This window comes from Zunongwangia pacifica (assembly GCF_023499215.1).
Classification (GTDB): domain Bacteria; phylum Bacteroidota; class Bacteroidia; order Flavobacteriales; family Flavobacteriaceae; genus Zunongwangia; species Zunongwangia pacifica.
Map to the genome: position 1 here is coordinate 175,878 of NZ_JAKHSK010000005.1, position 26,255 is coordinate 202,132.

22 protein-coding genes and 1 tRNA gene are annotated in these 26,255 nt (G+C 36.5%); 10 read left to right on the forward strand and 13 right to left on the reverse strand.

Features of this window, described 5'->3' with window-relative positions:
- Positions 1–134: 134 nt before the first annotated feature.
- Together L1967_RS05290 and L1967_RS05295 are read right to left on the reverse strand one after the other, a co-directional pair.
- Positions 135–2,861 (reverse strand): hybrid sensor histidine kinase/response regulator transcription factor, encoded by a 2,727-nt coding sequence (locus L1967_RS05290; RefSeq protein WP_249600686.1) that lies wholly within the window; start codon positions 2,859–2,861, stop codon positions 135–137.
- Positions 2,862–3,040: 179 nt separating this feature from the next.
- Positions 3,041–3,125 (reverse strand) — tRNA-Ser (locus L1967_RS05295).
- 172 nt (positions 3,126–3,297) lie between these two features.
- On the opposite strand from L1967_RS05295, the gene L1967_RS05300 reads away from it, so the two are divergent.
- Positions 3,298–4,005 (forward strand): SGNH/GDSL hydrolase family protein, encoded by a 708-nt coding sequence (locus tag L1967_RS05300; protein ID WP_249600687.1) that lies wholly within the window; start codon positions 3,298–3,300, stop codon positions 4,003–4,005.
- 98 nt (positions 4,006–4,103) lie between these two features.
- Positions 4,104–5,108 carry a M28 family metallopeptidase gene (locus L1967_RS05305; protein WP_249600688.1) on the forward strand — a complete coding sequence of 335 codons (1,005 nt, stop codon included), beginning with the start codon at positions 4,104–4,106 and terminating at the stop codon, positions 5,106–5,108.
- A gap of 503 nt (positions 5,109–5,611) precedes the next feature.
- Here the strand turns inward: L1967_RS05305 and L1967_RS05310 are convergent.
- On the reverse strand, positions 5,612–6,256 hold the full coding sequence (locus L1967_RS05310; RefSeq protein WP_249600689.1) for a protein-L-isoaspartate(D-aspartate) O-methyltransferase: 645 nt from the start codon (positions 6,254–6,256) through the stop codon (positions 5,612–5,614).
- Positions 6,257–6,498: 242 nt separating this feature from the next.
- Between L1967_RS05310 and L1967_RS05315 the strand changes: the two genes are divergently transcribed.
- From L1967_RS05315 to miaA, 8 genes are all read left to right on the forward strand, one after another.
- A complete protein-coding gene (locus L1967_RS05315) occupies positions 6,499–7,458 on the forward strand; it encodes a Gfo/Idh/MocA family protein (RefSeq protein WP_249600690.1) in 960 nt (319 codons plus the stop codon).
- Between the two features lie 22 nt (positions 7,459–7,480).
- Positions 7,481–8,365 carry a 3-hydroxyacyl-CoA dehydrogenase family protein gene (locus L1967_RS05320; RefSeq protein ID WP_249600691.1) on the forward strand — a complete coding sequence of 295 codons (885 nt, stop codon included), beginning with the start codon at positions 7,481–7,483 and terminating at the stop codon, positions 8,363–8,365.
- Positions 8,366–8,756: 391 nt separating this feature from the next.
- A complete protein-coding gene (locus tag L1967_RS05325) occupies positions 8,757–9,992 on the forward strand; it encodes a DUF1015 domain-containing protein (RefSeq protein WP_249600692.1) in 1,236 nt (411 codons plus the stop codon).
- An 81-nt stretch (positions 9,993–10,073) separates the two neighbouring features.
- A complete protein-coding gene (locus tag L1967_RS05330) occupies positions 10,074–10,733 on the forward strand; it encodes a YggS family pyridoxal phosphate-dependent enzyme (RefSeq protein ID WP_249600693.1) in 660 nt (219 codons plus the stop codon).
- Between the two features lie 14 nt (positions 10,734–10,747).
- Positions 10,748–12,121: an exonuclease domain-containing protein gene (locus L1967_RS05335; protein ID WP_249600694.1), complete on the forward strand. Its 1,374-nt coding sequence runs from the start codon at positions 10,748–10,750 to the stop codon at positions 12,119–12,121.
- Entirely contained in the window at positions 12,114–14,129 is a 2,016-nt protein-coding gene (locus L1967_RS05340; protein ID WP_249600695.1) for a DUF3857 domain-containing protein, read from the forward strand. Before L1967_RS05335 ends, L1967_RS05340 begins: the two co-directional genes overlap by 8 nt.
- Before the next feature lie 6 nt (positions 14,130–14,135).
- Positions 14,136–14,966, forward strand: coding sequence for an ion transporter (locus L1967_RS05345; protein ID WP_249600696.1), 831 nt, complete (start codon positions 14,136–14,138; stop codon positions 14,964–14,966).
- The gene (miaA, locus tag L1967_RS05350; protein WP_249600697.1) at positions 14,959–15,876 is read left to right on the forward strand and encodes a tRNA (adenosine(37)-N6)-dimethylallyltransferase MiaA; all 918 of its coding nucleotides are present in this window, start codon (positions 14,959–14,961) and stop codon (positions 15,874–15,876) included. Before L1967_RS05345 ends, miaA begins: the two co-directional genes overlap by 8 nt.
- A 229-nt stretch (positions 15,877–16,105) precedes the next feature.
- Here the strand turns inward: miaA and L1967_RS05355 are convergent, their stop codons facing one another.
- The 10 genes from L1967_RS05355 to L1967_RS05400 all read right to left on the reverse strand — a co-directional run bounded on the left by L1967_RS05355 (position 16,106) and on the right by L1967_RS05400 (position 26,255).
- Entirely contained in the window at positions 16,106–16,828 is a 723-nt protein-coding gene (locus tag L1967_RS05355; RefSeq protein WP_013072650.1) for a response regulator transcription factor, read from the reverse strand.
- A gap of 3 nt (positions 16,829–16,831) precedes the next feature.
- Positions 16,832–18,415: a sensor histidine kinase gene (locus L1967_RS05360; RefSeq protein ID WP_249600698.1), complete on the reverse strand. Its 1,584-nt coding sequence runs from the start codon at positions 18,413–18,415 to the stop codon at positions 16,832–16,834.
- A gap of 64 nt (positions 18,416–18,479) precedes the next feature.
- The gene (gene coaE / locus L1967_RS05365; protein ID WP_249600699.1) at positions 18,480–19,073 is read right to left on the reverse strand and encodes a dephospho-CoA kinase; all 594 of its coding nucleotides are present in this window, start codon (positions 19,071–19,073) and stop codon (positions 18,480–18,482) included.
- 7 nt (positions 19,074–19,080) lie between these two features.
- Entirely contained in the window at positions 19,081–20,037 is a 957-nt protein-coding gene (locus L1967_RS05370; protein ID WP_249600700.1) for a CdaR family protein, read from the reverse strand.
- Positions 20,030–21,037: a glycosyltransferase family 2 protein gene (locus tag L1967_RS05375; RefSeq protein ID WP_249600701.1), complete on the reverse strand. Its 1,008-nt coding sequence runs from the start codon at positions 21,035–21,037 to the stop codon at positions 20,030–20,032. Before L1967_RS05375 ends, L1967_RS05370 begins: the two co-directional genes overlap by 8 nt.
- 147 nt (positions 21,038–21,184) lie before the next feature.
- Positions 21,185–22,012 (reverse strand): enoyl-ACP reductase FabI, encoded by an 828-nt coding sequence (locus L1967_RS05380; protein WP_249600702.1) that lies wholly within the window; start codon positions 22,010–22,012, stop codon positions 21,185–21,187.
- A 76-nt stretch (positions 22,013–22,088) separates the two neighbouring features.
- Positions 22,089–23,744 (reverse strand): DNA repair protein RecN, encoded by a 1,656-nt coding sequence (gene recN / locus L1967_RS05385; protein WP_249600703.1) that lies wholly within the window; start codon positions 23,742–23,744, stop codon positions 22,089–22,091.
- 73 nt (positions 23,745–23,817) lie between these two features.
- Entirely contained in the window at positions 23,818–24,702 is an 885-nt protein-coding gene (porD, locus tag L1967_RS05390) for a type IX secretion system protein PorD (RefSeq protein ID WP_249600704.1), read from the reverse strand.
- The gene (gene coaBC / locus L1967_RS05395) at positions 24,695–25,897 is read right to left on the reverse strand and encodes a bifunctional phosphopantothenoylcysteine decarboxylase/phosphopantothenate--cysteine ligase CoaBC (RefSeq protein ID WP_249600705.1); all 1,203 of its coding nucleotides are present in this window, start codon (positions 25,895–25,897) and stop codon (positions 24,695–24,697) included. Before coaBC ends, porD begins: the two co-directional genes overlap by 8 nt.
- Positions 25,898–25,922: 25 nt before the next feature.
- A complete protein-coding gene (locus L1967_RS05400; protein ID WP_249600706.1) occupies positions 25,923–26,255 on the reverse strand; it encodes a DNA-directed RNA polymerase subunit omega in 333 nt (110 codons plus the stop codon).

A 26,255-nucleotide genomic window follows, 5' to 3' on the forward strand; every position in this document is an offset into this window, starting at 1 on the left:
ATAAAAAACTAACAATCAGATATTTAAACTGCTTTTAAAAATAAACCGAAAACGATATAGTTTTAATTATGATACATAAATTCCAATAATGTATCATAATTAAAAAACCAACTACAAGGTTTGAGATTTCATGATTAAGAGGTTTTTAACTCTTTAGGAGAAATACCATATTCCTTCTTAAAAGATGTTGAAAAATATCCCGGGGAGGAATAGCCAACTTCATAAGCAATCTCAGAAATATTTAGTTTTGAATTCTGGAGTAAATTTTTTGCTTTTTTAAGGCGTAGCGAATTAATGTACTCATTAACACTCACACCTAACAGGGCTTTTACTTTTCTATACAATTGCACTCGGGAGATCTCTAAACTACATGCAAGATCTTCTACAGTAAAGCCTGAATTCTTAAGGTTAGCATCAATGAGGGCATTAAGCTCTTTAAGAAAAAATTGCTCGGCACCGGCAAAGTTCTCGCCATTCACTTTATCTATACGGTTGGTATAATAATATCGCAGTTTTTCCCGATTAAATAATGCCGATTTAATGGACTCCATTAAGATCTGATTATTGAAAGGCTTAGTAATATAAGTATCTGCCCCTGCTTTTAAGGCTTTAAGCCTCGATTCCTTATCACTTAAAGCAGTTAAAATTATAGTAGGAATATGGGAAGTTCGCAGATCGTTCTTTAACTCCCGGCATATCTGAAATCCATCTTTATCTGGCAGGTTAATATCACATATCATCACATCTGGAATAACTTCAAGGGCTTTTTCAACACCATCCACGCCGTCAGAAACATAAACCTTATATTCTGAGCTTAATTTTTTCTGAAGCAAAAAGGAGAGTTCAAGATTGTCTTCAATGATCAATACCGATTCCGCATTTTCCCTTAAGTTTTTATTACCATCTATCTCTTCAGGAACTAGATTCTCCACCCGGTTCCTCTCATAAGAGGTATCCATTCCCTTTTGAACTTCAGAAATAACATACTCTTTTAAATGAACATTACCTTTTAATAGCGAAATTTTAAATTCGGCTCCCTGGTTGGAAGAAACACTAATATTCCCTTTATGCAATTCCACAAACTGGCGTGTAATATAAAGCCCAATACCAGAACTGGGCCTGGTATTGTTACTAGCCTGCATGTACGGATCGAAAATACTTTGAAATTCTTCTTTCGGAATCCCTATACCGGAGTCTTTAAACAAAATTTCAATTTTTTCTTCTTTCTCTTCTATTGTAATATGAACTTTTCCATTTTTAGGAGTAAACTTAAAGGCATTAGAAAGGATATTAAAAAAGACTTTATCCATCATTTCCCTATCTAGATAAAGCTCAAGATTTTCGCTTTTATAGGAAAATTTAAGCTCAATAGATTTTTTAAGCGCTTCACTTTTGAAATTATCAACTATATTTTTAAGAAAAGGAACAATTTTGGTTTTTGTAACCCTTAAATCGAAACTGCCATTTTCGATTTTCCTGAAATCCAACAGCTCGTTAATAAGACGTAGCAATCTTTTGGAATTATTTATGATAAGATTGGTCTCATAAGAGATTTCCTGAGATTCTTTTGAAGGACGTTCGGCTATTGAATCAATTGAACTGGTAATAAGCGTTAATGGTGTTTTGAATTCATGCGACAAGGCTGTGAAAAAATTGATCTTACTTTCATTAGAAAGCTTCAATTTTTCTGCGAACTCCTCAATTTTATTTCGCTGCGCTCGTATCTCTGTATTACTCGATTCCAGATTTCTTTTATGCTTCCTAAGCTTAACAACCAGATAAATACTCCATACACTTAGTATTAAAAGCAGGACTAATAAAAATATCATTAACTGGATAAGCTTTGATTGCGAATTGTAGGTATTAATTTGTTTATCGATTACTTCCTGTTGGTGCTCAATATCATTCTGCTGTTGGTTCATTTTATCGAACTGGTTCTTCATGATCCCAACATTTACAGAATCTATAATAACCGTCTTCAGTATATTATTCTTTTCAATACTTTCATGGCTCATCAACTCTTCAGCTAATTTTATAGCTTCCATACCGCCGGTAGGATAAAGGACTGTGGCCGATAGAATACGATCTTTCACTAACTGAATTCCTCCATTAGGGCCAAAAAGTCCGTCTACTCCAATAATATGGATATCATCTTCCAGAGATTTCTCTTTTACCACCTCCCAGGCTCCCAGGGCCATTCGGTCATTATGTGCAAAAATGTACTTTGGGATTTCGGTGGAATCTAAAAGCTTTGATAATTCCTCTTTTATGGAAGCTTTTTCCCAATCGCCTTTAATGATATGAGATATGGTTAAATTAGGAATCTGATTTATCGCCTTTCTAAAGCCTTCACTTCTTTCATGGGCAGGCGAAGATCCTTCCTGACCGGTAATTTCTATGATTTCAGCGGGTTCACCTGAATGGGAAATGATATATTTTGCGGCATTGCGTCCCACTTCTACATTATTTGCACCAATATAAGCTGTAAAATTGCTCCCATCTATTTTTCTATCGATAACAATAGTTGGGATGCCTGCATCCATCGCCTTTTCTATAACAGTAGTAATGGGATTAGACTGGATAGGAGACACAATAAGCACATCTACATCGTCTTTAATAAATCCTTCTATCTGCTTAACCTGTTGGGCAACACTGTTTTCAGCATCCTTAATTTCAAGAACAATTTCTGGGTGAAGCGAAGCTTCCAGTTGCATGGATTTATTCATCTCACGGCGCCAATTGTCTGTTGTCATCGCTTGCGAAAAACCAATTCTATAGTTCTCCTCACTATGTTGTTGATTGCACGAAAGGAATAAGAGGAAAAAAATGGTAAGAAAAAAAAACTTAATTAAAGGCTTCATTGATTAGTAGTTAACAAGCTTCTAAAATAAAATTTAAAAATTGTTTAACAACAAAAAGCACTGTCTAATTGATTTCTCTATAAATTAATCACAATTTTTGCTTAAACACAACTTGTAGGATTGATCATTGTTAACAAAAAAACAAAGCCCCGTTATCATTACGATACGGGGCTTTTTAGCGGAGAAAGAGGGATTCGAACCCCCGGAGGTGTGACCCTCAACGGTTTTCAAGACCGCCGCATTCGACCACTCTGCCATTTCTCCTTAGCGGATGCAAATATAGAAAGCTTTTTCATTTCTACACAATAAAAATTCAATAATTTTTTATCGATTTTTTAGGACACTGATATTCAATAAAAAACAATGCTGTTTTTGTAGAATATTCATATACCTTTCGCCTTTTCGTTACATTTACAATTCAAAAATTAACAAGATCATGAAATTAAAGCATTTATTGCATCTAGGATTGCTTTGCTTAAGCACCGGAGTCTTTTCACAAAACGAACAATACAAAGAACTTATGAGTCAGGATTGGCCAAATCTAAAGCGATATCGGGAAGCTAACGAGCAGGTAAAACAAGAAAATAAAGCGGTTACTGCCGTTTTTATGGGAAATTCGATTACCCAGGGCTGGTACGATCAGCATCCCGATTTCTTTAAAGAAAACAATTATATAGGTCGTGGCATTGGCGGCCAAACCACTCCGCAAATGCTTATCAGGTTCACACCAGATGTGATCGACCTACAACCAAAAGTAGTGGTGATCCTTGCCGGCACCAACGACATTGCGGGAAATACCGGATTTTCTTCTGTAAAAATGATTACCGATAATATTAAAGCCATGGCACAACTGGCAACAGCTAATAATATTAAGGTGGTACTGAGTTCTATACTGCCGGTTTACGATTATCCATGGCGCCCGGGATTAGAACCGATAGCTAAAATTACTGAAGTAAATAACTGGTTAAAATCTTATGCCGAAGAAAATAATCATGTGTATCTGGATTATTTTCCTGCAATGGCCAACGAGCAACAGGGCATGAAAAAAGAATATGCTTCAGATGGTGTGCATCCTACTTCAGCAGGTTATGATGTTATGGAACCCCTGGTTAAAGAAGCCATTGAAAAAGCATTGAAACAATAACTTCAGAACCGATTCCGAAGAAAAAAACATGCTGAAGTACTTAATTTGAGATAAACTACTATATTGTGCAACCGTATATTTAAATTCGATAAATTCACATGAAAAAATTATTAGTATTTGCCCTAACTGCCAGTTTAGTTGCCTGCGGCGCTCATCAAAAAGATGTAGATAATGCCGATCCAATGAAATATGCTGAAACCATTACCCCTTCAGATCTTAAAGAACGCGTTTATATTTTTGCCAGTGATGAGTTTGAAGGTCGTGAAACGGGAGAACCGGGACAGAAAAAAGCTGCAGAATATTTAAAAGAACAATATAAAAAGTTTGATATTCCATCGGCTTTAGGTGGCGACGATTACTTTCAGGAAGTCCCAAAAAGTTACTTTAGGGGAGACACTAAAGCTTCAGAAAATGTAGTGGCTTTTATTAAAGGAAGCGAAAAACCAGAAGAAATATTGGTCATTTCTTCACACTATGATCACGTAGGGATGGATAAAGATGGTAACGTATTTAACGGTGCCGATGATGATGCTTCAGGGACAATGGGCGTGGTAGAAATCGCTCAGGCATTTTCTAAAGCCGTAAAAGATGGTTACACTCCTAAACGGTCTATTCTTTTTCTTAACAACACTGGAGAAGAAAAAGGCCTTGTAGGATCTAAATTTTATACCGATAATCCTATTTTCCCTTTAGAAGAAACCGTAGCAAACCTTAATATCGATATGATTGGTCGTATTGATCCTGATCATGAAGGTAACGACAACTATATTTATCTTATAGGAAGTGATAAACTAAGTACAGAACTACACGAACTTAGTGAAGAAGTAAATTCTAAATACATGAATTTAGATTTAGATTATACCTATAACGATGAAAACGACCCAAACCGTTTTTATTACCGAAGTGACCATTACAACTTTGCCAAAAACAATGTTCCGGTAATCTTCTATTTTAACGGAGTTCATGCCGATTATCACAAAATCACCGATACACCAGATAAAATCAATTACGAAGCATTATCAAAAAGAGCCCAATTAGTTTTCTTAACTGCCTGGGAAATTGCTAACCGTGATGAGCGTTTAGTAGTAGATAAAGCCGAATAATTTTTTCTTCGGAAAACACCAAAAATCCTCGTGAACTTCATGAGGATTTTTTGGTTTTAGGTGTTTGGTCATTTGGAATTTTTGAGGTGCAGAAAGATAAGATCAGTGGTAATTGATAACTGAGTTAAAGCATAGAAAATAGAAGAGAGGCAAGAGTCGGGAAGCAGGACTATTAATTTTGAATGATGAATTTTGAATTTTGAATGACTTTATACTTTATACCCTAAAATGTATAATGTATATTGAAAACAGACTTCTTGATACAACATCTTTTTGAACCTTGAACTTTTAAACTTTGAGCGATATTGGTTGATTGAGATTTCTCGATGCGTCACTCGCGAAATGACAGTATCCTGAGAACTGATTACTGTTTATTGTTTATTGTTTATTGAAAACTGCGATATAGAGATTTCTCCATTACGCTACGCTTCACCTGCCTGCCGGCTGGCAGGGTCGAAATGACAAAAATTGATAATTGATAATTGTTAATTGCTAACTGAAAACTAATTCTTATCCTCTAAAAGTGGAACAAAACGAAATTCCCCAAACTCGGTTTTATCGAATTCGGTGGGAGATTTTCGTACAAAAAGGGTCATAATCTGTACCTCTTCTCCAACAGGGATCACCAACCTGCCCCCTACTTTTAATTGTCCCAGCAAGTCTTTTGGGACAAAAGGTGCACCGGCAGTAACAATAATCTTATCAAAAGGCGCATACGCGGGCAAACCTTTATAGCCATCACCAAAACTAAGGTGTTTAGGACGATAGCCGATTTTGCTTAAAAACACCTTGGTTTTTTTATATAATTCCCTTTGGCGTTCAATACTGTAAACTCGGGCACCAAGCTCACACAAAACGGCAGTTTGGTAGCCACTACCCGTCCCGATTTCAAGCACGTTTTCTCCCTCTTTAATTTCTAAAAGTTCACTCTGAAAAGCTACGGTATAAGGTTGCGAAATAGTTTGATCGGCCGCAATGGGAAAGGCTTTATCCTGGTAAGCATGATCCTCAAAACTACTATCCATAAAAAGGTGACGTGGAATTTTACCAATCGCCTGTAAAACCCTGCGATCCTGTATTCCTTTTTTGGTGATAACTTCAACCAGTTGTTGTCTTTTTCCTTTATGTCTAAAAGTATCTTTGTACAATTTCCAGTAGTTTTTTATTGATTATTTTACCTAAAATCGGGTTTAAAAGCTAAGAATTTATTTCTGAAATTTCCTTTTCAATTAGCTGAAATCCGACTTAAAAAAGCATGTTTTAAATAGTAATGAGCACACAAAAATAGGGAAAGCAAACCTATTGCTCCAAGCAAAACCGGGGATGATATTAAGATAAAAATATAATCTGTTTACAATCAAAATAGTATTTTTGTGAAAAATCGAAGCTTATGCTTAAAGTTGGGGTACTGGGTGCCGGCCACCTGGGTAAAATCCATTTAAAATTACTCAATCAATCTTCAAAATATAACCTTGTGGGCTTTTACGATGCCGATAAGGAAAATTCAGAAAAAGTTGCTGCCGAATTTGGTTACACCGCTTACCACGATCTGGATCAGCTTATTGCCGATGTAGATGTGGTAGATGTAGTGACACCTACGCTTGCTCATTTTGATGTCGCAAAAAAGGTGATTTCAGCAAAAAAACATCTGTTTATAGAAAAACCAATCACCAACACTTTCGAGGAAGCCCAAGAACTTATAAAAATGGCTTCAGAAAATGGCGTAAAAGGACAGGTTGGGCATGTAGAGCGCTTTAACCCTGCTTTTAGATCTGTGGTAGATCGTATCGAAAACCCGATGTTTATCGAAGCGCATCGTTTGGCAGAATTTAATCCGCGCGGTACCGATGTTCCCGTGGTATTAGATTTAATGATCCACGATATCGATGCGATTTTAAGCGTGGTAAAATCTGAAGTAAAAAGCATTAATGCCAGCGGTGTTTCTGTTATTAGCGATACGCCAGATATTGCCAATGCACGCATCGAATTTGAAAACGGATGCGTTGCCAACCTAACCGCAAGCCGAATTTCGATGAAAAACATGCGTAAATCCAGGTTTTTTCAGAGAGATGCTTATATCTCGGTCGATTTTTTAGAGAAAAAATGCGAGGTTGTAAAAATGAAAGATGCCCCGGCAGAACCCGATGAATTTGCCATGATCTTACAAAATGCCGAAGGTGTTAAAAAACAAATTTATTACGATAATCCATCGGTTTCCCCAAATAATGCCATCCTGGATGAGCTGGAAACTTTTGCCGATGCGATTACTAACAATACTACCCCGATCGTGACTTTAGAACAGGGCGCAAAAGCGCTTAAGATCGCCAAAGCGGTGATCGCTAATTTTTAAACCACACAAAACGGAATATAGTATGAAAACAATTGCTGTTATTGGGGCAGGAACAATGGGAAACGGAATCGCCCATACTTTTGCCCAATTTGGATTTAAGGTTAACCTAATTGATATTTCTAAAGAAAACCTTCAAAAAGGAATCGATACGATCACCAAGAATTTAGATCGTATGCTGGCCAAAGAGAAGATTTCTGAAAAAGATAAACAACAAACTTTAGATAACATTTCAAGTTTTATCGATATTCCTTCAGGAGTTAAAGGAGTTGATCTTGTTATTGAAGCCGCTACCGAAAATGAAGACTTAAAGCTAAAGATCTTTAGTCAGTTAAACGATATTTGCGGCGAGAAAGTGATTTTAGCTTCTAATACCTCTTCTATCTCGATTACCAGGATTGCTTCCGTAGTAAAAAATCAGGAGCGCGTTATTGGGATGCATTTTATGAATCCGGTGCCGATTATGAAATTGGTTGAAATTATTAGAGGATATAATACTTCTGATAAGGTGACCGAAACCATTATGAAACTCTCAGAAAAACTGAATAAAGTTCCGGTTGAAGTCAACGATTACCCTGGTTTTGTAGCCAATCGAATCCTAATGCCAATGATAAACGAAGCCATAGAAACGCTTTACAATGGTGTTGCAGGTGTTTACGAGATCGATACGGTGATGAAACTGGGAATGGCGCATCCTATGGGTCCTTTACAATTAGCCGATTTTATTGGATTAGATGTATGCCTTTCTATTTTAGAGGTGATGTATAACGGATTCAAAAACCCGAAATACGCTCCGTGCCCGTTACTGGTTAATATGGTGCAGGCCGGAAAGATCGGTGTAAAATCCGGGGAAGGATTTTATGACTATTCTGAAAATAAAAAAGCCGAAAAAGTATCTGAGGCCTTCTAAAAACTCAATTTTAGTCAACCTGTTCCGATAGCTATCGGAATTGTTTCAGGTTCTCCTAACGATTTTTAAATCAATAAGATGAGATTCTGAAACAAGTTCAGAATGACGTTTTGGGATATTTTTAGACAGCCTCCCTATTTTTTTTAAACTCTATTAAATTTAAAAATCAGAATATTCCTGCATAAGTTGTGGATGAGATCCCGGATCAAGTCCGGGATGACGAGCAGATCAAGATTTAAAATAAAATGTCATTTCGACCCTGCCTCGCCGGCAGGCAGATGGAGCGTAGCGGAATGGAGAAATCTCAGCTATGAAAAATTTGAGATTTCTCGACTTCATTACATTTCGATTGAAATGACGCGAAAAAACACTTATAAAAACACCAAAAGAATTGGTAAAAATAACTCCATTTAAAGCGGTACGACCACAGCGGGCACGAGCAGGACTCGTAGCTTCCCGCCCCTATGGCGAATATAATGAGGCTGAAATGCGTGCGCGCCTGGATTATAATCCCTACTCATTTCTTCATATTCTTAATCCTGCGTATAAATTTCAGCATACGATAAGCGGTACCCAAAAATTTCAGTTGATAAAAAACAGATATTTGGAATTTAAAGAAGAAGATACCTTTATTCAGGATGAAAATCCGTGTTTTTACGTGTATAAAATGGAAACTCGCGATTTATACTGCTGCGGAATAATTGCGGCTGCCAGTGCTGAAGATTATAAAAACGGAATTATTCGCAAGCACGAAGAAACCATCGCCAGCCGCGAAGAGCTATTTAAAGAATATGTAAAAACCGTTGGTTTTAATACTGAACCAGTATTACTCACCTATGAAAATCGACCTGAAATTCAGCAAATATTAGAAAAAATAATGCTCCAAAATCCCGAATATGAGTTTGCAACAAGACAACGGGAAACGCATTATTTATGGAAAGTAGAAAACGAAGCTGACATTGTACAAATTCAGCAGTTCTTCGGAAATCTGGATAGCATTTACATTGCCGATGGGCATCATCGCTGTGCTTCGTCTTTATTATTGTCTAAAGAATCGGCCGAAAATAACGAAAATCACACCGGAAAAGAATCGTATAACCATTTTCTAAGCTATTTTATCCCAGAGGAGCACTTAAAAATCTATCAATTTCGTCGTTTAGTTACTGATCTTAACGGATTGTCCAAACAAGATTTTTTGATAAAGCTGGATGAACATTTTAGGATTGAAAATAGAATGCTAGATGCTCACACCCCAGAGCAAAAACACCAGTTTAAAATGTATTTAGATGGCGAATTTTATTCGTTGTATTTACGTAAAACCAGCATGAATTTTACTGATACGCTTAGCCAGTTGGACAGTCAGATCTTATATGAACGTATTTTAGCACCCATTTTGGGTATTAAAGATTTACGAAAAGACAAACGCATTGGTTACATTCCGGGTAAAAAAGATATTCTGGAAATGAAGAAGATGGTAGATAGCGGCGAATTTGCCGTAGGATTTGGAATGATGCCGGTAAACATTTCAGAAATAAAACAAATTGCAGACGAAGGGCTAACTATGCCCCCAAAAAGTACGTATATTGAACCAAAATTAAGAAGCGGACTTACCATTTACGAGTTTTAAGCAGTAAAACTTTATTTAATTCTATTAATTATTATCTTGCAGTGGTTGAAGAAGACGCTACTTAAACAGAAATAACGCAGAATGAATATTGCTGAAAATATCAAAAAATACAGGAACGAACTTCCTGATACCGTAGATCTTGTGGCGATAAGCAAAACCAAGCCAAACGAGGATCTCCTGGAAGCTTATGAAGTAGGACAGCGCATTTTCGGGGAAAATAAGATCCAGGAAATGACCGATAAATGGGAAGCTTTACCCAAGGATATCGAATGGCATATGGTTGGACATGTTCAGCGAAATAAGGTAAAATATATGGCACCTTATGTTGGCCTGATCCATGCCGTAGATAGCCTGAAACTTTTAAAAGAAATTAATAAACAGGCTAAAAAGCACGACCGGGTAATTAGATGTCTGCTTCAAATTAAAATAGCTGAAGAAGATTCTAAATTTGGGATTTCTGCCGGCGAAGCCGAAGAAATTTTACAATCGGCCGCATATAAAGCTTTTGAAAATGTAGCGGTTGTTGGATTGATGGGAATGGCAACAAATACCGATAATGATGAAAAAGTTGCCGAAGAATTTGATTATCTGCATTCGGTTTTTAAAGATTTCAGAGTAAAATATCCAGCAATTAAAGAGCTTTCCATGGGAATGAGTGGTGATTATAAAATTGCCGTAAAGCATGGAAGCACCATGGTAAGAATTGGAAGCTCGATTTTTGGAGCTCGTAATTACAATTAAACAGAGGACAATTTTTGTACGCAATTTTAGACATAGAAACTACTGGCGGAAAGTATAATGAGGAAGGAATAACCGAAATTGCTATTTACAAATTCGACGGTGAAAAAGTGGTAGATCAGTTTATAAGCCTTATTAATCCAGAACGCCCCATACAGCCATTTGTGGTTGGCCTTACCGGGATTAACAATGAAATGCTGCGTAATGCTCCTAAGTTTTATGAGGTTGCCAAAAGAATTGTAGAGATCACTACAAATTGTATTATCGTGGCCCATAATGCCAAATTTGATTACCGCATTTTAAGAACCGAATTTAAGCGTCTTGGTTTCGATTTTCAGCGAAAATCATTGTGTACGGTAGAACTTTCTAAAAAATTAATCCCAGATATGCCTTCTTACAGTTTAGGAAAACTGGTAAGAGCTTTGGGAATACCGCTTAGTGATCGTCATCGGGCGAATGGCGATGCGCAAGCCACGGTAAAACTTTTTAAAATGCTGTTGGCTAAAGACACCAAAAAAGACATTTTAAAGGACAACGTTAGGCTGGAGCCTAAACGACAATTAGACAGTAAATTAGTTTATATTTTAGACGATTTACCCGCAACTACCGGTATTTACTATTTGCATGATGATGATGGTGAGATCATTTATATTGGTAAGAGTAAAAATATAAAAAAGCGTATCAATCAGCATTTTACCAACGATCACGCAAAGGCGCGGGAGATGCAAAAAGAAGTTGCTTCGGTTTCTTACGAATCTACCGGAAATGAACTTATTGCCCTGCTTCGGGAAAATCAGGAAATAAAAAGTAATAAGCCCAAATATAACAGGGCGCTCAAAAGACATATTTTCACCCACGGTCTTTATCATTATACCGATAAAGATGGTTATATCAATTTTAAAATCAGCAAAGCGCGATCGGCAAAAAACTGCATCACCACCTTTAGCAGTTTACGTTCAGCAAAAAATACGCTTGCCCGATGGATCGAAGAATATGAGCTTTGTGCAAGGATTTCCGGAGAGCAGCCAGGCAATGGTAGTTGTTTTTATTATACGATAAAAAGCTGTCACGGCGCATGTATAGGCCAGGAAAGTCCCCAAAGTTATAATGCCAGGGTAATGCAACTTATAGAAAAATATTCGTACACGAACCAAAATATGCTGGTTATAGATCGTGGTCGCGATGTAGACGAAAAAAGTGCATTACTCATTGAAGAAGGAAAATTTAAAGGAGTAGGTTATTATAATCTAAATCATCAAGTCAACAAATTAGATATTATAAAATCTATCATCACCCCTATGACGAATGATAGAGACGCCCAACATATCATCCAAAGCTACTTAAGAAAGAATAAGAGGCTTAAAATCATTCAATTTTCTGAAAATGAATAAATTTTTACTACCGCTATTAGTTACTTTTAGCATCAGCATTTTTGCCCAGGAGAAAGAACATCAATTCAACCGGCAAAACTTTAATATTGAAAATACCAGAGTAACGAAAGAAGAGCTTTACGCCAATACGTATTTACCAGACACCACAGCCAATGCTTTTTATATTTTTGAAAATGGTTTTAGTGAAATCGAAGATGGCGGGGATTACCACCTTTTCACGAATTATGAGGCTAAAATAAAGATCTTAAATAAAGAAGGGTATGACGAGGCTAATATTGTAATTCCACTTTATAAAGGGGGCAATGGAGCTGAAAAAATTCACGACCTTAAAGCCACAACCTATTACCTAGAAGGCTCTACCATTCGATCTAAAGTACTTTCTGAAAACAAAATTTTTACGGAAGAAGGAGAAAAGCATGACTATATAAAATTCACCTTCCCAGATTTGAAACCTGGTGCCGTACTTGTTTATTCCTACAAATTAGAAACCCCTTACCTTTTTAATTTTCATACCTGGTGGTTTCAGGAAGATATTCCTAAAGTCTATAGCCGTTATGAGACTGAAATCCCTGCAAATTATGATTACAGTATCGTAAAAATGGGCGAACTGGAATTAGATCAAAATGATGCCGATATTAAGAAAAACTGTTTTTACGGAGGGCAAACACAAAATGGAGGGGATTGCATCACTACCGTTTACGCTATGAAAGAAATCCCTGCATTTATTGAAGAAGATTACCTTACCTCTAAATACAATTACATTTCCAGGATTGAGTATGAGTTGAAACAAATTACCATGTTAGATGGTTACGAGCGTAAATACACAAAAGAATGGAAAGATGTAGATCGCGAGTTTAGAACCGATAAAAACATTGGTAGGCAGTTAAAAAAAGACCGACTGGTAAAAGAATTATTGCCTGCCGAAATTGCAAATCAGGAAAACAATCTTGATAAAGCGAAAGCGATTTATAATTTTGTTAGGGAACATTATAAATGGAACGGCAAATACGGGATCTTTAACGACATGAACCTTAAAGATCTTTTAGAAGACCATACCGGTAATGTTTCTTCAGTAAATGTTCTACTTCATAATTTTTACATAAACGAGGGCTACACGGCATATCCAGTAATAAGCGCCACGCGAAATGCAGGGTTTCCGAAGAAAATAATCCCGGTGCTATCAGATTTTAATTACCTATTTGTTTTATTGGAAGCTGATGGTAAAGAATATATGCTAGATGCGACAGACGAGTTTGTTGAATTTGGGCAGCTTCCTTTTAGAGCGCTTAATCAGTACGGAAGAAAACTGGATTTTGATAATGAAAGCAGTTGGGTAGATATCATACCTGAAGATTTCTCAAAAATAGCTTATCGCGATAGTTTAGTGGTTAATGAAGACGGTACATCTATCTTAAAATCAATTCAGAGTTTTGGGGGATATCATGCTTCCACTGCCCGCAAGAAAATCAAAGAATCTTCTGAAGACGAAAAGATTTTAAAAAATTTAAACAACATTCGTGATTCCTACGAACTTATTCATCTGGAATACGAAAATGAAAAAAACACTGAGAAAGAGCCTTTGGTGAAGTATGAGATCAAAAATATCTCTCAGAAAATTAACGATAGGATTTACCTTAACCCTTTTACTTTTGTGTTCTGGAAAGAAAATCCTTTTAAACTTGAAGAAAGAAAATATCCTATTGATTTTGGATACAAGGATGTGTACAGCGCTAGTATTTTAGTAGAGACACCCGAAAATTACGAAATAGTAGAAATCCCTGAACAACAAATTTTTGGACTGCCAAATGCCGCTGCCAAACTTCAATTTATCACTCAAAAGGCAGATGAGCATCATTTATATGTTCGGCTTCGAGTCATTTTTTCTGAACCTATGTATGCTTCAGGCTATTATCCTTACCTAAAAGAGTTTATGGATATTCTGGTAAAGATCCAAAATCAGTCGGTAATTGTTCTAAAAGAAAAAAAAGATAACTTAGCAGAAAATTAATATACTTTGAGAGCAAAAGATGACAGACCTGCATGGAAAAAGCGGCTTTACGATATTATTTACGAAGCCGATACTCCTTTGGGGAAGTTGTTTGATATTGTTCTCTTAATCCTTATAGTTTTTAGTGTAGTACTGGTAATGCTGGAAAGTATTACCCATATTCACGTAGAATATTACTGGGAATTTTTTATTGCAGAATGGGTGATTACCATCTTCTTTACGATAGAATACATTGCCAGAATTCTGGTGATTAAAAGGCCTAAAAGTTATATTTTCAGTTTTTACGGGATCGTCGACTTACTTTCTACCCTACCCAGCTATCTTGGATTTTTTATGGGGGGCAAAAACCTGTTTTTTGCTATTAGGGCCTTGCGATTGCTACGTGTATTCCGAGTGCTAAAAATTACGCGATACGTCGGCGAATCTAATAAACTGGCTATCGCCTTAAAAAACAGTAAAGCCAAGATCCTTGTTTTCTTATTTGCCGTTTTTATTATCTGTATTATAACTGGTACATTAATGCACCTAATCGAAGGAAAAGACAGTGGTTTTGATAACATCCCAATAAGCATTTACTGGTGTATTGTAACCCTTACCACCGTTGGCTTTGGTGATATTGCACCTATTACGCCTCTTGGCCGGTTATTGGCCTCGTTACTTATGATTGTGGGGTACGGCATCATCGCTGTCCCTACCGGAATTGTAGGAGCAGAATATAGTAGAGCTACAGACGCAAGTCTTGCCAATAACACCCAAGTTTGTCCTCATTGTAATGAAGATAAACATTTATCTAAAGCCGAATTTTGTCATAACTGCGGAAACAAACTAAATGAATAACAAGGTATTAATAAGTGTTGTAGGGCCTACTGCAATAGGCAAAACAGCATTGGGAGTCTATATTGCCAATTATTTTGATACTGAAATTATTTCGGCAGATTCACGACAGTTCTTTAAAGAAATGAGTATTGGTACCGCGGTTCCTTCTCTAGAAGAATTAGCAGCCGCAAAGCATCATTTTATTCAGCATATCTCTATAGAGCACCAATACTCGGTTGGTGATTTTGAAAAAGAGGCTATAGCAAAACTCCATGAGCTTTTTAAGAAACATGATGTTCTTGTAATGGTTGGCGGTAGCGGCTTATATGTAAAAAGCATCACTGAAGGTCTTGATGATTTTCCTGAAATTAATCCTGAAATTCGGCAAAATCTAAATACATTATTAGAGCAGCAAGATTTACAAAGCCTTAAGGAACAATTAAAGGAACTGGATCCTGAGTATTTTGAAAAAGCTGATATAGAAAACCCTCACCGGGTAATTAGAGCCCTTGAGATTTGTATTGGAACTGGCGAAAAATTTTCTTCCTTTTTAAATCAGAAAAAAGGAAAACGAAACTTCGATATTATTGAAATTGGCCTTACGGCCGATCGCCAGATAATATACGACCGCATCAATTTAAGAGTAGATATCATGATGCAGGCAGGATTATTGGCAGAAGCTAAAAAGCTATACCCTAAAAAGCATTTAAATGCCCTAAATACTGTGGGATACAAAGAACTTTTCAGTTATTTTGATGATGAAATCGAACTGGAATTCGCTATTTCAGAGATCAAAAAAAATACGCGCAGATTTGCCAAAAGACAACTAACCTGGTTCAGAAAAAATAATAAAATCAATTGGTTTGACTATAAAACCAAACCAGAAGAGATCACTAAGTTTATTTCTGAAGAAATAAATACTTCAAAATGAGTGTAAAGTAATGAACCTCAGGGAAACCCATGAGGAATGTATTAGAACATCACTTCATATTTTTCGAGACCTCCTATCACCACAGCTAAGTGGAACAGGAACATTTAGTCTCCATTATCAAGTAGAAACAATCAAATTTCAGTAAAGGTTATGGAATATCCTGCTCATTTAAGAGCAGCATATTCCTTCCTTTGAAACTGAAAATTGTTATCTGTTATTATTTGATTGCTTACGCTTTTTCTTCTTCCTTGTTTTTTACAACAAGTCTAAATCCTTCCCCGTGAATGTTTAAAATCTCTACGTTTTCGTCCTTTTTAAGGTATTTACGTAATTTAGCGATATAAACATCCATACTTCTAGAGGTAAAATAATTATCGTCTCTCCAGATTTTGGTTAAGGCTAGTTCTCTAGGCATTAGGTCATTTTCGTGCAATGCCAGTAAACGAAGTAATTCGTTTTCTTTAGGAGATAATTTTTGAGGTTCCTCGTCTCCAAACGTTAAAAATCTAAGCTTAGAATTCAGGTGGAAATTCCCAATTTCGAATTCAAATTGCTTACTATCAGCAACGCTATCTGTAGCTTTACGCTGCATAATAGCCTTAATTTTCATAAGTAATACTTCACTATCAAAAGGCTTATTTAAGTAATCATCTGCCCCTACTTTATACCCTTTTAATACATCTTCTTTCATTGCTTTTGCAGTTAAGAAGATAATTGGGATTTCTTCGTTTTTTTCACGAATTTCTTTCGCTAAAGTAAATCCATCTTTGTAAGGCATCATCACATCCAGAATACAAAGGTCGTAATCATCTTTTTTAAATTTTTCGAATCCTTCCATTCCGTTTTTAGCGTGAGTTACCTCGTATTCATTCATTGCAAGGTAATCTTTAAGTACCGTTCCAAAGTTTGGATCGTCCTCTACTAGTAAAATTTTCTTGTTTTCAGTTTCCATATATTAAGATATTAGTGGTAATTTAATTATAAACGTGCTTCCTTTTCCTTTTTCACTATTCACAGTAATCTGTCCGTGATGATCGTCCAGAATTTGCTTTACATAAGCCAATCCTAAACCATGACCTTTCACATTATGAATATCACCGGTATGTTCTCTATAAAATTTTTCAAATATTTTTTTCTGAACGGCCCTGGTCATTCCTGCGCCCTGGTCCCGGATCTTTACAATAATGTAATGTTTTACATTTTCTGTATAAATATCGATCCTTGGTTCATCTTCGCTATATTTTATAGCATTATCTAAAATATTTACAATAACATTGGTAAAATGATCCTGATTGGCTAAAATTGAAGATTTTAAAGCTCCAAAATGAGTTTGAATGTAACCATTACGGTCTTCTACAATCAATTCTACGTGAGTTATGGCATCTAAAATAATATCATGTAATTGCAGGCGCTCTTTATTTAAATCGAGCTCATTTTTCTCTAATTTCGAAATGCGTAAAACGTTCTCTACCTGAGCGTGCATTCTTTTATTCTCGTCCCTAATCATTTGCAGATACCTAAAAACTTTTGTTTGATCTGAAATAATCTTAGGATTCTTTATGGCATCCAAAGCCAGATTTATCGTTGCAATAGGAGTTTTAAACTCATGCGTCATATTATTAATAAAATCGGTCTTTATCTGCGATATCTGGCGTTGTCTTATTAACTGCGATAAAGCACTGGAATATGCAATAACGATAATTAAGGTAAAAACAATCGATAATACGGCCATTAAGGTTACCGAGGATAATACAACACCTTTTTTTCCTTTAAAATTTACGAGTAGCTGGTAGCTACTATTCCCCTCCCTATCCACAAAAAGCGGCACACCGTAAGTCGCGGGATGTGAAACATCAAAATCGTCTGAATGTACCCCAGTTTCTATAGCGTTGCTATACACCGCATACTCAAATTGGGTATCAAGATGACGACTTGCTAATTCTCTCTTTAGCAAGTTTTCTATGGTCTTCTCTGAAACTCGTTTTCTTAAAGGTTGTCTAGCAGCAGCTTCAGAAATTACATCACGCAAAATTTCCTTTTCATAATCTTCCAAACGCATTACCCTTTGCATAATATCTGAAGCAGTTTTGGCGGCAGCGCCAGAATCTTCTTCTTTATCCTTTACTATTTGGGTAACCTTACGGTTAATCAGTTTTTTGATCTGAATGCTGTCGTTTTGCTTTTCGGCACCAAGAAAGTCTGAAGATATTTTATAATCCGCTTCCTGTATCGTTCCAAAATTAAAAACGTCTTCATTCTTAAATTCATCCCGGGTAGCGATCAAATATTCTGTTAGGGTTATTCGGTCGATCTTCTGTTCTGAATTTTGTAACTGAGATTCATATTCAAAAATATAGCGTTCAAATTCACTATTCTGAATTTGCTCAGAAACCTCAATTAACACCTGTTTTGCGTTATAAGAAAACTGCTCCTCTCTGTCTTCAACTGTACTCTTAATCCAGTAGCCCTGTACGAAAATTATACCAATAAGGGACAAACTCATTAAGACAACGAGTAGTACAAACAACTTCTTATTCATGCTCCCAAAAGTAATATTTTAACATTTAGAGCATCACCGGTTTAACCAAATGTTAACAGAGAAATTAGGAATTTTTAGCCGACTTTAAGATAATCTCGTTTAAATGTATAACCTGTTTCTTGGATTCTTCAATTTCTTCATTTTTTATCACAAAATCGGCCAGTTTTTCCTTTTTTTCGTCACTCCATTGGTTATTCATTCTTGCTTCAATTTGTTCTCGTGAAGTATGATCCCTTTTTAAGACCCTTTGAATTCGCGTTTCTTTAGGTGCAGTAACCAAAATACTGTAATCAAAATCTTTGTAACTACCTTTTTCGAATAATATCGCTGCCTCGTAAACAATATAAGCTGAGGATTGTGCAGCAAACCATTCCCTAAAATGTTGGGCTACGGCCGGATGGATAATGGCATTGAGTTTTTCGAGTAAATTTTTATCCTGAAAGACTTTTGAAGCTATAAACGGACGGTTAGGTTGATCATTTTGATACGACTCCTCCCCTAATAACTGGATGATTTTCTGGCGAATTTCAGCTGAAGTATTCATCAATTCCTTACCTGCATCATCTGCAATATAAACCGGCACTCCCAATTCTTTAAACATGTTAGAAATGGTTGTTTTTCCGCTTCCTATTCCTCCGGTAAGGCCTACTTTAATCATTTTTAGATCATCGTTTTATGATAAATTGTATTTTGCGTTCGTTTAAACGCACATTATTAACAAAACGCGGTTGTTCGCTAATTTGCGCAAGCATATACCCTACTCCTTCCTGAATTTCGTTAAAATCACAAACTACCTTAAACTGATCGGCTTTAACAAACTCATAATTCTTAAGGTTTACCTGATAATATACCATCACCCTTTTTGGGAAAATTGTAAGATTTGTACCGCGTGGTACATTAATTACTTCTACAGGGATTTCAACATTCCCTTCCGTAAATTTTGCTACTTTTTGGGTATAATCCACGGTGTTCCTATAGAAATTAAGCATTCCCAGATTAGTGGTATCAATTGAGATCGTTCCTAAAATGTCTTTACTTATATTGCTGGCGCTAATCACATTGGTAGACACACTACTTAGGGTGTCTATGATATTTTTAGGACCGCTTACGGTAATACTATCTGGCACTAACTGCACCCTGTTTACCGCTGAAAAACCTATATCATAATTAAGGTTTGTTTTGGGCAAAACAAGCACTCTTTTTTCTTTACGGGGCTGAAAATCGATCACTAAAGAATCTTTTAAGAAATTGGCATCATCAAAATCGATATCCAGTTGATTTTCGATCGAATTTCGATTATCCCGAATATTGTACACCAATTGTGAACCAACTTCTTTGGCATTTTTTAAGTCGATCGTTAATACGGGTTTAAAAAACTCGTATTTCCAGATCAATAAAAATCCTTTGGCATCAAGATTAAAACGCACTGTTTTTGGCTTTTCCTGTACACTTTTATCTAAAGGTGTATTTATATAAGCAAGCGGAATTTCTACGGTACGATTATATTCTTTAGAAAGTTGCACCAACACCCAAATAATAGTAGAAAATATTAAGAAAAAACCAAACACCTTTACGTTAGCCTTCTTAATTTTTTTTCCTCCTATGTTACCGTAACTACGCATCCTTAAAAAATAATCCCGGGTAAGCTTCTTCCGGATTTGCTTTTAAAATTAACATTGACCATGAGGATTTTAAAAATCCATACCCATATCCAAAAAACTGAATAAGCGTGGCAATTATGGCTAAAAATCCAATTTTCAGACTCTTTGTTTTAACCACAGCCAATAAAAATAAAATTATAAAATACAATATAAATAAGCCCAGCATCCACCAGATTCCTAAACGAATGGCTAAAACAGAAATTACAAAACCTATGATAAAAACAGAAGGAAACCAATACGTAATCTTAGCACTTCCTTTATGCCACCTGTTTAAAATGGGCCTTGTAAGTCCAAATTTATGAACCTGATTATAAAATTTTTCCCAATCGATCCTCCTTTTATGAAAAACGACGGCTTTGGGAATTAAACAGGTTTTAAAATTCAGCTTTTCTAAACGTAAAGAAAGATCTGGATCTTCCCCCGGGTGAATATTACCAAAACCTCCTGTAGCTTCGAAAGCTTCTTTAGAAAGCCCCATATTAAAACTTCTGGGCTGAAATTTATTCACTGCCTTTTCACCACCACGAATTCCACCGGTAGTTAAGAAAGATGTCATGGTAAAATCTATAGCTTTTTGGATATCGCTAAAGGTTTTATGCGCACAATCTGGCCCTCCAAAACAATCGCAGTAATTTTTGTCCAAAGACTGGTCTACCTGTTGTAAATAATCTGGTGGCAAAATCACATCACTATCCAAAATTAAAAAGTAATTTCCTTTAGCCCTTTGCATGCCATAATTTCGGGATTTACCGGGTCCTGAATTATCTTTAAAATAATAACTAATTTGTAACTGCTCAAGAAAATCTTTTACTACATGTTCTGAAGTTCGGCTAGAGCCATCTTCTACAATAACCACTTCAAATTTTCGGCTAAATTTTAAAGCTACCATACTTTGTAGCAGTTCCCGGGTCTCTTCAGGACGGTTATAAACAGGAACAATAAAAGAATATTCTCTATTCATTTTAAGAAGAATAACAGCATTGCTTTTGCTATTTCTAGGAGTGAATTTAAAAAAGAAAAACTGAATTTACCCTAAATTAAGTTAAGCTTAACGGTCTGCCAGCCATACTTTTTAGAAGGTAAATTCAGTTTTAAAGTTCAGCAAAAATTATTTTTCGCTTTCTTTCTCAACGAATGCTTCCATAACTTCCTGGCTAACGCCTACGTTAGAGAAACCACCGTCATGATATAAGTTTTGTAAGGTCACTTTTTTAGTAAGATCAGAGAAAAGTGTAATGGTGTAATCTGCACAATCCTGAGCGGTAGCATTACCAAGCGGCGACATTTTATCTGCATAAGCAATAAATCCATCAAAGCCTTTTACCCCCTGTCCGGCAGTAGTTGGCGTTGGTGATTGCGAAATAGTATTTACACGTACCTTCTTTTCTTTACCGAAGAAATATCCAAAACTACGGGCGATACTTTCTAAATACGCCTTATTATCGGCCATATCATTATAATCTGGGAATACCCGTTGTGCAGCCATATAAGAAAGCGCAACTATACTTCCCCACTCGCTCATCGCGTCTTTTTGGTAAAGTGCCTGCATGGTTTTATGGAAAGAAACAGCAGATACATCCCAGCCTTTTGCCGTCCATTCATAATTTTGATCGGTATAATGTTTACCTTTTCGTACGTTTACAGACATCCCTATAGAATGGAGTACAAAATCGATCTTACCTCCAAGGATTTCTGTAGCTTTATCTACAAGATTTTCTAAGTCTTCAACTTTTGTAGCATCTGCAGGAACAATTTCAGCACCAATTTGCTCGGCTAAAGTTTTAATACTTCCCATTCTCATGGCGATTGGCGCGTTGGTAAGCACAATTTCAGCACCTTCGTCGTGTGCTTTCACAGCGGTTTTCCATGCAATAGAATTCTCGTCTAATGCCCCGAAAATGATTCCTTTTTTTCCTTTTAAAAGGTTATATGACATGTCGAAATTTGTTTTTAGATTCTTTCAGCTGGTAAATATAGTAAAATTCAATACAGCCATAGATTTTTAAAATCTATTAATTCTCCAGCAGCGCTATAGCATGCGCTCTTGCCGACTCACTAATCGTATTCCCGCCAAGCATCATCGCCAGTTCGTCTATACGTTCTTCCTGGGCTAATTGCTTAATTTTTGTACTGGTAATCTCCCCTGTATCTTCTTTAAAGATCTTAAAGTGAGCATTTCCTTTTCCGGCAATTTGCGGTAAATGAGTAATAGCCAAGACCTGCATGCTATGACCCATTTTCTGTAAAATCTCTCCCATTTTTTGTGCAATATCACCAGAAACACCCGTATCGATCTCATCAAAAATAATTGTAGGCAAGTTACTTTGTGCGGCCAAAATACTTTTAACCGCCAGCATAATTCGGGATAATTCGCCACCAGAGGCTGCTTTTCGAATTTCCTTAAAACTCCCACCTTTATTGGCGGCTAAATACCAGCCTAACGTATCGTTCCCGTTAGCAAAAAACTTCTCGCCCTGCTCTAAACTAATTTTTAACCGGGCGTTTGGCATTCCCAATCCGCTTAAAATCGCTTCTGTCTCTTTTACAAAAGACGGAATAATCTTTTCCCGGCGGTCATGAAGCTTTTTGGCGATATTCGATAATTTTTCCTTTTGCTTTTTTATTGCTGAAGCGATTTCAGCTAAAGCCTCCTCGGCATTTTCACTTACCGCCACCTGTTTTCTTAACTCTTCAGCGATAGTGAGCAATTCTTCGATTTCAAGCACATTATGCTTTTTTTGAAGGTTATAGATTTGCTGAAGCTTATCGTTCGTCTTTTCAAGTTCCTGAGGATCGGCTTCTGTATTTTCCAACGCGGCTTCCAATTCTGTATGAATATCGTCTAATTCGATAATTACACTTTGCACACGTTCATGTAAACTTTCATAAGTTGCCGAAAATCGTGAAATCCTAGATAAATTATTGCGAACCTCTTTTAAGGTTGTAAGACTTCCTATTTCTTCCTGAGAAATATAATTGATAGCCGAACTTAACTGCTCGGTAAGTTCTTCAACATTATTAAGCTCTTCATATCGCGTCTCCAACTCTTCAAGCATGCCGGGCTGTAGTCTTGCTTCCTCTAATTCATTCAGCAAAAACACATTGTAATCATACTCTTTTGTAGCCTGTGCCTGCTCTTCTTTTAAAACTTCTCCTCTTTTTTGTAAGCTTCTAAGCGCTTTTAAAGCCTCTCGATATTCTAAATTTAACGATTCATTATCGGCGATGGTATCGATCACCTGAAACTGATAATCATTATTCCCCAAACTAAGCGTTTCATGCTGACTGTGAATATCGATTAAATAATTACCAAGGTTATTTAAATTTGCAAGGGTCACAGGGGTATCGTTTACGAATGCCCGTGATTTCCCAGACGCTAAAATTTCCCTTCTTATAATGGTTTTTGGTTCGTAGTCCAGATCTTCTTTTTCAAAGAAATTGGTTAAACCATAATTTGAAATATCAAAGACACCTTCTATCACACATTTTTTATCTGGATTTTTAATCGAACTATAATCGGCCCGATTTCCCAGCAGTAAACCTAATGCACCAAGCATAATAGATTTACCTGCCCCGGTTTCTCCGGTGATAATGGTGAAACCCGGCTTTAAATTCATGTTGATATCTTCGATCAACGCGTAATTTTTAATAGATAAAGATGTAAGCAATTTTTCTTAGAATTTAAGGCTAAATATAAGGGAGAATTTGGCGCAAATCAACTACCAGAAAAAAGAATTGTAATTACTGAATTTGTCGCCACTTACGTGCGTAATTAGGCGCCATACTATTGAGTTTTTGCGTTAACCCACGTGTACCAACATCGGGGCCACCGGTAAACACATCTATAATTTCATCTGATTTTGCATCAAAAAAGACACGTAATAACAATGAATTTCGTCTAAGCGAATTCATTTCCCGTAAATTTTCTATCGCTACCGCTATAGCTTGTTTTCCTTCAGTAATATTATCGTGCATTACGTCTAAGCCTTCACGATGATACGTATACAAAGCATCACGATATCCCTGAAATGAGTTAGAAAGCAAATCGGCATTAAGCCTAAACCTGGATCTGTTATTGCCACTGGGTTGCCAACCACTACTATTGCTTTGCTGGGCAACGGTTACAATTTGTTTAGCTTCTTCAAAAAAAGGGGTCCCCCCATTTTGCTGAAAAGAATCGGCGTCTAATCCTAAAATCGTATATACATAAAAACTAACTACCGAAACTAAGTTAGAACTGTAGGAATTTTGATTATAATTTAGTGGTTGATATTGGCGATATGAAAAATTAAAATCCTCGTCGTTGTAATTAAAAAGCGGCGTTACCATATCTGATCCAAATACAGGCCGCGAAGATTGTACCTGAATACTCGCTGAAAAATTCTCGTCATCTAAAGCACTAACGGTAATAAACATACTACAATTAATGCGCTGCTCTGGCGGTAATTCTCTACCCGTCCAGCTATTGGTATTAATAAATTCTTGAAGCGAGTTTTTTAAGGTTTTAAAAACACTAAGGTTAGCCTGGCCGGTTTGTTCGGCATTAATCTGTACATCGCAATTAAGCTCTTGTGCTTTTAGGTTAAAGCAAAAAAGAAAAATTAGTATGGCGAATATTTTATTCATCAAACAGATTAATTATTTCGTTTAAAATATCGGCAGCTACTTCAGATTTTGGTTTTAAACCAAAACTTTTCACCTCATCCTGAAAAACAAAACTTACTTTATTAGTATCACTTTGAAATCCCGCTCCTTTATCCTGTAGAGAATTGAGTACTACAAAATCAAGGTTCTTTTTTTGAAGCTTTGTTTTGGCATTTTCCAGCTCGTTATTGGTCTCTAAGGCAAAACCAATTAATTTTTGATGCTGCTTTCGCTCACCTAAAGAACGTAAAATATCCTGAGTTTTGGTAAGGCGTATTGTTAAAGTCTCGTCGGCTTTTTTAATTTTTTGATCGGCTACGGTTTCGGGTTTATAATCGGCTACCGCTGCCGCTGCAATAACCACATCTGCTTTTTCAAAATTTGCAAGGGCGGCATCGTACATCTCCTGAGTACTTACCACTTTAATAAGATGGATATGATCTTCAGCGATCTGTAAATGTGTAGGCCCTGAAATTAAAGTCACCTCAGCTCCCATATCTGCCGCTACTTTTGCAATCTCATACCCCATTTTACCGCTGCTGTGATTGCCAATAAAACGTACAGGATCTATAGCCTCGTAAGTTGGGCCCGCCGTGATCATTATTCGTTTGTCTTTTAAAGGTAAAGACTCGGAGAGATGATCTTCTAAAAACTGAAAAATTTCCTCGGGTTCGGCCATTCTTCCTTCACCACTTAGGCCACTGGCAAGCTCACCAGTACCGGCAGGAATCATAAAATTACCATAGCTTTCTAAAGCTTCGAAGCTATTTTTGGTGGATGGATGTTTATACATATCCAAATCCATCGCCGGTGCAAAATACACCGGACATTTAGCCGAAACATACGTCGCTAATAAAAAGTTATCGCTATTACCGGTGGCCATTTTAGAAAGGGTATTGGCCGTGGCGGGGGCTATAAGCATTATATCTGCCCATAAGCCCAGCTCTACATGATTGTTCCATACTTCGTCCTCATCTTCTGTAAAAGAAGAATAGACTTCATTTTTGGATAATGTAGAAAGGGTAAGCGGAGTAATAAAATCTTTGGCAGCCGGCGTCATCACCACACGGACTTCTGCGCCGGCTTTAATGAAAAGTCGAACTAACGAGGCGGTTTTATAGGCAGCAATACCACCGGTAATACCCAAAAGTATTTTTTTGCCTCGTAGTACAGACATATTGTATAGAATCTATTAAAATCTCTTAGATTGTATCTTCTGATTCTTTGGTGTTACGATAGTAGATCTTATCGCTTAACCATTCTTCTACTGCCAACGCATGTGGTTTAGGTAATCTTTCGTAAAACTTAGAAACTTCGATCTGTTCTTTGTTTTCAAAGATTTCATCTAAACTGTCATTGTAAGTAGCAAACTCATCAAGTTTTTCAAGTAATTCTTTCTTGATCTCGGTATTAATCTGGTTCGCTCTCTTAGCGATAATTGAAATTGCCTCGTAAATATTATCAGTAGGCGCATCAATCTGGTTTTTATCCAGTGTAATTGTGTTAACCGCTGCTTCAGTTTTTTTAATATCCAT